Origin of the sequence: Rhodoferax sp., from assembly GCF_018063565.1 — a bacterium.
In the GTDB taxonomy this organism is placed as follows: domain Bacteria; phylum Pseudomonadota; class Gammaproteobacteria; order Burkholderiales; family Burkholderiaceae_C; genus Rhodoferax.
In genome coordinates, this window is record NZ_JAGPBB010000120.1 from 1 (window position 1) to 8,313 (window position 8,313).

Consider the following 8,313-nt stretch of genomic DNA (forward strand, 5'->3'; position numbering starts at 1 on the left):
TGCATGCGGGCCATGGACTGCTCGGTCAGGGTACCCATGGCGTGTTGCATGCGAATGTTTTGCATCACCAGACTCAAAGCGTTGAGCGGCTGTCGCCACTGATGGGCAATGGCACCGATCATCTCGCCCATGGCCGCCAGGCGCGACTGGCGGATCAGCAGGCTTTCTTGCTGTTTGCGTTTGTCAATCTCGTCATGCACACGCTGGTCCAGCGTGCGGTTGAGTTCATCGAGCGCATGGGTACGCTCACTCACCTTGCGCTCCAGCTCCAGATTGGAGTTTTGCAGCTGGTCTCGACTATGCTGCAGCGCATCCACCATCTGGTTGAAGCTGGCTGAAAGTTGCCCGATTTCATCGTTTCGCAGAATGTCCACCCGTGCCGACAGGTCGCCCTGGGACACCCTGGAAGCTGCTTTGCTGATGTTGACAATCGGCCGGGTCAACCAGGTGGCAAAAAAGTACCCGGCCGGCAGAACAACCAGTACCACCAGCAGGGAAATAAGAGCCAACTGCCGGTACATCTCCCGAATATTGGCGTTGTACTCCGCCGTGTTGAAGTCCATGCGAATGACACCCCACACCACACCGCTGAAGCGTATCGGCGCGCTGTACCGGTAAAGAGAATCCCCACCTGCGTCCTGAATCAGCCCAAAGGATTCGCGCTCGAACATTTCTGGTGCCAACTTGTCTGTCCCGCTGGCCTGCATGTCCCAGCCCTGCGGTGCGATCCGCATGGCGGCCCCGCGCTTGGGGAAAATCACCACCGACTGGATGCTTTTGTTGTTTTGCAACACCTGCAGGTTGTGCTCCACAATGAATCCAAAATCGTCGGTCAGCATGGCATCCGAGCAGGCTTGAATGATGGAGCGAGTCACGGTGGCGGCCTGTGAATACATCACCTTGAGCAGCGAATCCTGCTGCAGGGGAATGATCAGCAGTCCATAAAGCACCGTCATGCCCAGCAGCAAACTGCCAAACACACCAAACACCCGCAAAAACATACGGTTGGCGGGCCAAACTTTTGGCAAATGCCACGTCATGGTTTTTTCCCGTTCGGGCTTCGCATCGCCTGGGCGGCTTTGAGATCGTGCCAGTCTTGATCCAACTGGAGAAACGGCTTGAGCTCTTGTGGGTTGGCCACCTCCAGGTGATCCATCTTGAAGATATCGAGCAACTGGCGGCCGCGCGGGTAGGTATGCAGGGTGGGGATCAGCTTCACAGCGCGGGCGCGCAAAGAAGGGTCAACCTTGTTGCTGAAAAATGAATAAAACATGCCTGAGAATGGCGCCTCCAGCACCACCTGACCAATCTTCGGGTCGAGTTGCGGATTCATCTCGCGTGACAACTCATACCCGTAGCGGTACACCAGTGCCACATCGGTCTTGTCAAAAAACAGCCGCATGACCGCCTGGTTGTTGTTGGGCAGGCGCTGAATGTCTGAAAACACCTTGCTGCATTCACGACCGTACTGGCGCAGGCAGACGGTTTCCAGATAAATCGAGGCGGTTAGGTCGTCTTCCAGCAAGGCCACCCGTTTACCAACAAGGTCGCCCACGGATCGAACACCCGAATCACGCCCCGCCAACAGCAGCATGTTCCAGTTTGGGGGCATGACCACCGAGTAGCCCTCGGCCAAGTCCGCACTTTTGAAGTTTCTCGCCAGCGTCATGGCATCCGCGCTGACGGCGTTGATCTCGCCGCGCTCAAACGCCTGACGCATGGCGCCAATGTCTTCAAAAAAGGTCACGCTAACCGACATTTTGAAAGCCACAGCCAGTTCCTGCGTCCACAAGGTGAAGGCGCTCCGGAGGTCAGTGCGTGACATTTCGCGCCGCGCGCCCTGGTAGAACCCCATCCGAACGGCTTCTTCGGCCAGAGCAGCCGGACTGAATGCCAGTGCACCCAGCAATAACCAGCCCACCACAGTGCCGCGCAACAGTCGGTGCAGCGTACCAGGCAGAGTGGAAATGCTCACTTTTGTGTTGCTCCGTAGGCTTTGTCGAGCGCCCGGAACTCCTGCAACAATGCCCAGAAGGCATTCAGGGCGCTGGGTTCAACCGGGTCCACAAAATCGGTCTTGAACAGTTCCATCACCTGTTTGCCCCGAGTGGATTTCAGGGCCTCGCGCACTGCATCGACCATCGCGTTGAGGTCAGCGGGTGCCGCGTGTCTGGTCATCATGCCAAACACCAAGGCCGTGGTCTTCCAGTCCTGGATGACCTTCAAGCGCGTGGCCACTTGCGGATTGAGCTCGATGGCCGTTTGCAACGTGGCCAGCGTCACCAAAGCGGCATCGGCCTTGCCAAAGAAAACGCCGTAAACCGACTGAATGTCGCGTTTTTCTTCGCTCAAGGTCAGGAATTGGCGACAACGCTGCCTGGCTGCCTTCAGGCACTGTGTTTCGAGAAAAATCTCGGCCAACCGGTCTTTACTCAAACGGGACACGCGCTTGTTGCGCAGGTCGGCAAAGGATGTCAGCCCTGAGTCACTGCGCACCACCAGCGCCAGGCCCTCATCAGCGCCTTGCTGATGGCGGGCATACCCGCGATGCAATTCGCCGGGTGAAAAGATTTCAGCCAGTTCCATGCCCCCGGCATTGACAAAATGCAGCTCACCCCGCTCCACGGCAGCGCGCACCTCGGCCATGTTCTGATAGGTGCTCGTCACCACCCGAAAGCCCACGCTGCCAGCCAACTCATCTGCCCAGACTTGCAGGCTGACCTTGAGGTCAACCTGGTTTGCCTCCCGGACGGCAGGCAGGTAAAACCCCAGTTTGAGCAAGGGCAACTGGGCCGGCACGGCAGCTGCCTGAGCGCCCACGGCGGCAATCAGCAGGCAAGCCCACCCAAGCCCGCGCAGCCATCTCATTGAACGCCCTTTTTCTTGCTGCTAACCAGATCGTTCTTCAGCGTCCGGTGCTGCGCCAGCAGATCCAGAAACGGCTCAAGATCTGCGACCTTGGTCTGCACCATGTTGTCGGCGTTATAGATGTCGAGCACCTGACGACCACGGGCCGTTGTACCCATGGTCATGACAGACCGGGTGATGACCTGCGCGTCTTGTTGTGCCACTTGTGCGGAAAACAGACCGATGTGGGGAGAGCGGCCTTTGAACGTATAGGCCTCCAGCACCTGCAATTGCTGGCCGATCTGCGGGTTCAGCGCCAGGGCGGCCTCATAGGTATTGCGCCTGACCAGAGTGGCATCCGCCTGTTTGAAGAAAACCCGGTGCACCAGCGTGCTGGAGCGTTTCTCATGGGTGACGCTGGGTGCACCGGCGGCAGCGGCTTTGCCCAAAGCTCTCATCATCAAGGTGTCGAGGTAAACCACGCTGAGCTCATCGACCTCAAGAATAGCCACACGCTTGCCCGCCAGATCAGCAGGCGAGCGAATGCCCGAGTCACGCCTGACCACCAGAAAAAGATGATCCGGAATGTTCTTCAGGCCGGAGAACCCGTCACGGAGTTCGTCCATTGAGAAGTGCTGTGCCACCCCCATGCAGGTTGCCACCATGAAATTGATCTCGCCGCTACTCATGTCACGTTTCAGGTCTTCCAGACGATCGTAAAAACGAATCGGCTTGTACTTTAGTTTGACCAATTGCCCCAGTTCTTCAACCCAGAACTTCAGCGAAATCTCGACATCCGCGCGGGGGACGTCGCGAAACACCGGTGTATAGAACCCGATCGCGATCGGCGGCGGGGCCTCTTCTGCCCAAACATTCCAGACGCTGCACAACAGCCCAAGAGCCAGCCCGACTCGCCATGCCCAGTGCCGCCACATGATCAGGGCACAACTTGGTGGACCACCTTGCCCACCTGGTAATCCAGATCAGCCAGCGCGGCTCGCAGCTCATGGCGAGCGCGGTAAAGGCTGGCGCTGGCGAAGCTCTCTACCAGTTGCGCCTCAATCACGTCCTTGGTCTCGACCATTTCTTCCTGGTAAGCGCGCACATGGAGTTTGCGGTTCTCCTCGGCAAAAGCCTTTGCCTTGGTTGATTCGGCCAACTGGTTGCGAGAACGTTCGATGCGCATGACGATGTCCTTGATCTGCAGTGCCAGGCCCTGGTCAAGCAGCACCCGCTGGGCTTCAAGCTTGATCTTGTCGGCCTGCGCTGCGCTGACACTGGCTTTGGTCATGCCGCCGTCAAACAGCTCCCACTTCAGGCCCACACCGATGGTCCAGCCACTGCGGTTGGCATCATTGAACAGGCCGTCCTTGTAGCCGTTCCACACCTGGTAAGCAGAACCCTCCAGCCCGACCATGGGCAGGTAGCCGCTTTTGGCATCGGCAATCTTGTGCTCGGTCGCTTCAATGGCCAGTTCCAGACGTTGCTTGTCGGGGTTAAATGCCATGGCGTCGGCGATGAGCTGGTCGAGCTTGCCATCAAACACGGGCTCTGCTGACTCGGTGGCCAGAACCAGTTGGCTGTTGGGCGGCAAACCCATGGCATTGGCCAACGCGTCCTTAACCAGCGCATTGGCATAGCTGGTTTCCTGGGTTGTTGCGCGCACCAGAGCTGTAGTGGTCTTGCTGCGCAAAAAATCGGTTTTCTTGACCTTGAGCGAAGTGTTCTGGTAGAGCCGCCCGGTCAGGTCATCGAGCGCCTGAAATCGTTCCAGCGTGTCGCTGGCCAATTGCGCCATCTGCTGCGCATAGCGGGCACCGTGGTAATACTTGTTGACATCGCGAACAATGTCTAGCTCAGTCTTGCGCTTTTCCTGGCGGGCAATCTCCAGGCCTTTTTGTGCCATGGCGGTGATGGCCTCCTTTTTCCCACCGGTGTACAAAGGATAGCTGAGGTTGACCGCCGCTTTAGTGACATCACGGTCAAACATCTTGACTTCAATGTTCATGGGAATCGTCTGGCTGGGGATGGTTGCTGCACCCTGCGCCATGGCTGCACCAATCTGCTGCTGCGTCGCCAGGGGAAGCCCGCCAAGCACCGGGCCCAATACGCCACTCAAGGTGCTGGAAATGTCCATGACCGGTGTCTGGATGGCACCGGCAAAGGTGAAGGTGCGGTCCTGATCGGCACGCTGAAACCCGGCCTCCAGATTGACCTTGGGTCGAAATGCCGCCATGGCTTGCTGGTAGTGGGCTTCTGCCATATCGATGCTGGCTTGCGAGACACGCAGCGAGCGGTGATTTTGCAGCGCAGTCTGCACGGCCTGCTCCAGGGTCAGTTGGTCAAATCGATCAGGCGCAGGTGCCGCGTTTGCCGCAGTCATTGCCACAAAAAAACAAGTGGCGGGGGCAAACCGTTTCATTGAAATTCTCCAAAGCTTGAGTTTTGAGGTGCGTTCCCGTGACGCAGCGCCTGCACAGTTTTCCAGTGTGCCAGCAGGATATCGACCAGATCGGGATCAAACTGCAGGCCGCGTTGCGCCAGAAAATAGGCCTGCATCCGTTCGTCGTCCCAGGCTTTTTTGTAGCTGCGCGAGCTGGCCAGGGCATCCAGCACATCGGCAATGCTCACAATCCGCGCCTCAAGGCTAATGTTTGCACCCGCGATACCGTTGGGGTAACCCAGGCCGTCAAAGCGTTCATGGTGTTCGTAGGCAATGGCCGCGGCTACGCCAATCAGTCGGTGTTCAACCTTACCAAGAATCTTGAAGCCAATTTCAGAATGTTTTTTCATCTCTTCGAACTCGGCAGGTTCGAGCTTGCCCGGCTTGTTCAAAACGGCATCAGCGATGCCCACTTTGCCAATGTCGTGCATGGGAGCAGCCATTTCGATCAAATCTGCCGCGTCTTCCGAAAGCCCCGCCTTGATGGCGAGGAACCGAGCCACCTTCGCTACACGACGAATGTGCTGGCCGGTTTCCAGGCTGCGTGTCTCCACCACTTCGCCTAGCATGAAGAGAAGTTCGCGCTGGGTGTCGGAAATTTCACGGCTCAGACGGGTCGACTCGGTGATGTCCTGGCAGATCATGATGATGGAATCCACCTCACCCGCCATGTTATGCACGCCCACAAAACCGACGCTGAACTGAAACTCCCGGCCGTTGCGGCCAACGAAGCGGCTGGACCGACTGGCAAAGTGCTCTTTGTTGACCTGTTGCACATGGTCCAGGCAGCGATCTGCTGACACGTCGGGCATGATCTCGCTGACGGGCCTGCCTTTGAGCTCGTCAGCGCTGTAGCCAATCAGGTTCTCGAAATGCTGATTCGTGCTGATGATCCGATGCTGGCGGTCGGCGACGCAGATACAAGAACCAAGCTCTAGCGCGCGCTTGTACTCCGCAAAAAAGTGGCGTTGCTCGACAAACGAGCGATTACTGGTGCTCAGCGTTTCAACCAGGTTCTGGTACACCCTGTGGTGTTCTGTCAAATCGACATCCATCGACACCACCTCGGTCACAGCGCCATGCTCATCGAGAATGGGCACCAGACTGCTTTCTACCACCAACAGTTCACCTGTTCGCATGCGCTTTCGGACAATACCTGTCCATGGTATGCCGCGCAGCAATTGCGCCATGGCGGCTTTGCCATTGTCGGGTGGTTCACTTGCATGGTTGAGCTCAAGCACATGATGCCCCAACAGGTCTTCAGGCTTGTACCCGCTGATTTCGCACAGCTTGTCATTGACATAAGTGATGCGGCCGTCGGGGGTGAACTTGCTTACATTCGCGGCTTGATCGACCAGCATCTTGTACTGTGCCAGCACGGTTTGGTTTCGCTCGCGCTCCCGGACCGCCAGGATGCCAGTGGCGATGGCTGCCAGCTTCTTGAGCAGCAACTCGACACTAACCGGTTTGGTCACGTAATGATCAATGCCCAGCTCAATGGCCTTGAACAAGTACTCTACATCGTTATAGGCACTGACCACCACAATGGCTTGTCCCGGTACGATTCCACGGATCTTGCCGGTCATCACCAGTCCGTTGATCTTGGGCATCTGGATATCAGTGACCACAATGTCAGGGAGTTTTTGCGAATACAAGGCAAGCCCGGCCTGGCCATCCGATGCTACGTGAAGCTCACCTAGCCAAGGCTCAAGGATCATGGCCAGTTCTTCACGCGTCGCCGCGTCATCCTCAACGTAAAGCAGACTGATGTATTTCAGAACCTCCAACGTCTGCATATCCATTGATAGATAGTTCATTCGCGTAGTTACAAATTCGGATAGTTTTTGCACCATCCTGATGCAGATTGTCGCACCACACTAGCCCTAAAACCACTCGAAAGTACTCGATTCATCCCCCTCATTGGCAGGACCGCAGTGTCATGCGCTCGCTGTCGATGTCTCCGACTTTCGGTGCAACGACTTACGGCGCAAGCGGTTCATTCCGTTGGTCCAGTGCAGTCTCAAACCCGGTCGTCGCACGCACCGTGCTGCAGCCCTCCTTGGGAGGTGCATTTGTGGCGCTGCTGGGCACCGGCATGAGCCTTTCGATGCCGTAGCTGATGGGGCTGATCATGCTGATGATCATTGGGTGGTGGATGATTTTGGCAGCTGGGTGCACCACCTGCTTGAGTGCGACGATGCACCTCAGGAAGTGGTTCAAATTGACCTCTACCCCATATATCATCGCCATCAGCAGCTATTGTTTTAGCTAGCGTTCTGGTGGATTGCAGTGTCTGGCTGATTGGGAGCTGCCGAAAGACCCCAAACGAAAACCAGAATGTGAGTGATTGACCGCTTAGCCCTTCAGCGACTGACTGAGCCGGGCACCAAGGCGACCGACACGAACGGCGGCTGATCGGTCTCGGAAGTCATGAAACCAGCTTACCCGGGACCGGGCATTGGTGGCCATCGGCTAACGCTGCGATGCGGGTCTACGTTTTGTCAGTTCATTCAACTTCGGTGGCCAGTTTCCGATCACCGTGGGGGCCCGCTAGGATCATGCATGGTCTCTGAGGCAAAAGGTCTGTCCATCGCATCAGTGGTTTTGATCAACAATCAAGCCTCTTCACCAAGACCTGAGGACGGAAATGACTCAAAAATCATTTGTTGCTGGCGTTGGCATGATTCCCTTCGCCAAACCCGGTGCCAGCGACACCTATGACAAGATGGGCGCCGATGCGACCCGGCTCGCGCTGGCGGACGCCGGGCTGGATTACGGTCTGGTTCAGCAGGCATTTGCCGGATATGTCTATGGCGACTCCACCTGCGGGCAAAAAGCTCTCTATCAAGTGGGCATGAGCGGCATACCGGTGGTCAATGTCAACAACAACTGTTCCACCGGATCCACCGCGCTGTATCTGGCGCGCCAGGCCATCGCCGCCGGTGCCGACTGTGTGCTCGCTCTTGGCTTTGAACAAATGGTGCCGGGTGCTCTGGGCAGCGTGTTCAAAGACCGACCCAGCC

General features: G+C 57.1%; 7 protein-coding genes and 1 pseudogene. 1 reads left to right on the forward strand and 7 read right to left on the reverse strand.

Annotated elements, in window-relative coordinates; translation table 11 throughout:
• The 7 genes from KBF66_RS17715 to KBF66_RS17745 all read right to left on the reverse strand — a co-directional run.
• A partial coding sequence (locus KBF66_RS17715) for a HAMP domain-containing protein (RefSeq protein WP_296660542.1) occupies nt 1–1,040 on the reverse strand: 1,040 nt, incomplete at its 3' end.
• Nucleotides 1,037–1,975 (reverse strand): PhnD/SsuA/transferrin family substrate-binding protein, encoded by a 939-nt coding sequence (locus KBF66_RS17720; protein ID WP_296660545.1) that lies wholly within the window; start codon nt 1,973–1,975, stop codon nt 1,037–1,039. The genes KBF66_RS17715 and KBF66_RS17720, both read right to left, overlap by 4 nt.
• A complete protein-coding gene (locus KBF66_RS17725; protein WP_296660549.1) occupies nt 1,972–2,868 on the reverse strand; it encodes a PhnD/SsuA/transferrin family substrate-binding protein in 897 nt (298 codons plus the stop codon). Before KBF66_RS17725 ends, KBF66_RS17720 begins: the two co-directional genes overlap by 4 nt.
• The gene (locus KBF66_RS17730) at nt 2,865–3,782 is read right to left on the reverse strand and encodes a PhnD/SsuA/transferrin family substrate-binding protein (protein WP_296660552.1); all 918 of its coding nucleotides are present in this window, start codon (nt 3,780–3,782) and stop codon (nt 2,865–2,867) included. Before KBF66_RS17730 ends, KBF66_RS17725 begins: the two co-directional genes overlap by 4 nt.
• 2 nt (nt 3,783–3,784) lie before the next feature.
• The gene (locus KBF66_RS17735) at nt 3,785–5,269 is read right to left on the reverse strand and encodes a TolC family protein (RefSeq protein WP_296660555.1); all 1,485 of its coding nucleotides are present in this window, start codon (nt 5,267–5,269) and stop codon (nt 3,785–3,787) included.
• On the reverse strand, nt 5,266–7,107 hold the full coding sequence (locus KBF66_RS17740) for a PAS domain S-box protein (RefSeq protein ID WP_296660558.1): 1,842 nt from the start codon (nt 7,105–7,107) through the stop codon (nt 5,266–5,268). The genes KBF66_RS17735 and KBF66_RS17740 overlap by 4 nt, the downstream gene beginning before the upstream one ends.
• 163 nt (nt 7,108–7,270) lie before the next feature.
• Nucleotides 7,271–7,510 carry a hypothetical protein gene (locus KBF66_RS17745; protein ID WP_296660563.1) on the reverse strand — a complete coding sequence of 80 codons (240 nt, stop codon included), beginning with the start codon at nt 7,508–7,510 and terminating at the stop codon, nt 7,271–7,273.
• 427 nt (nt 7,511–7,937) lie between these two features.
• Here KBF66_RS17745 and KBF66_RS17750 point away from each other — a divergent pair.
• Nucleotides 7,938–8,313: pseudogene (locus KBF66_RS17750) on the forward strand (lipid-transfer protein); the annotation flags it as partial.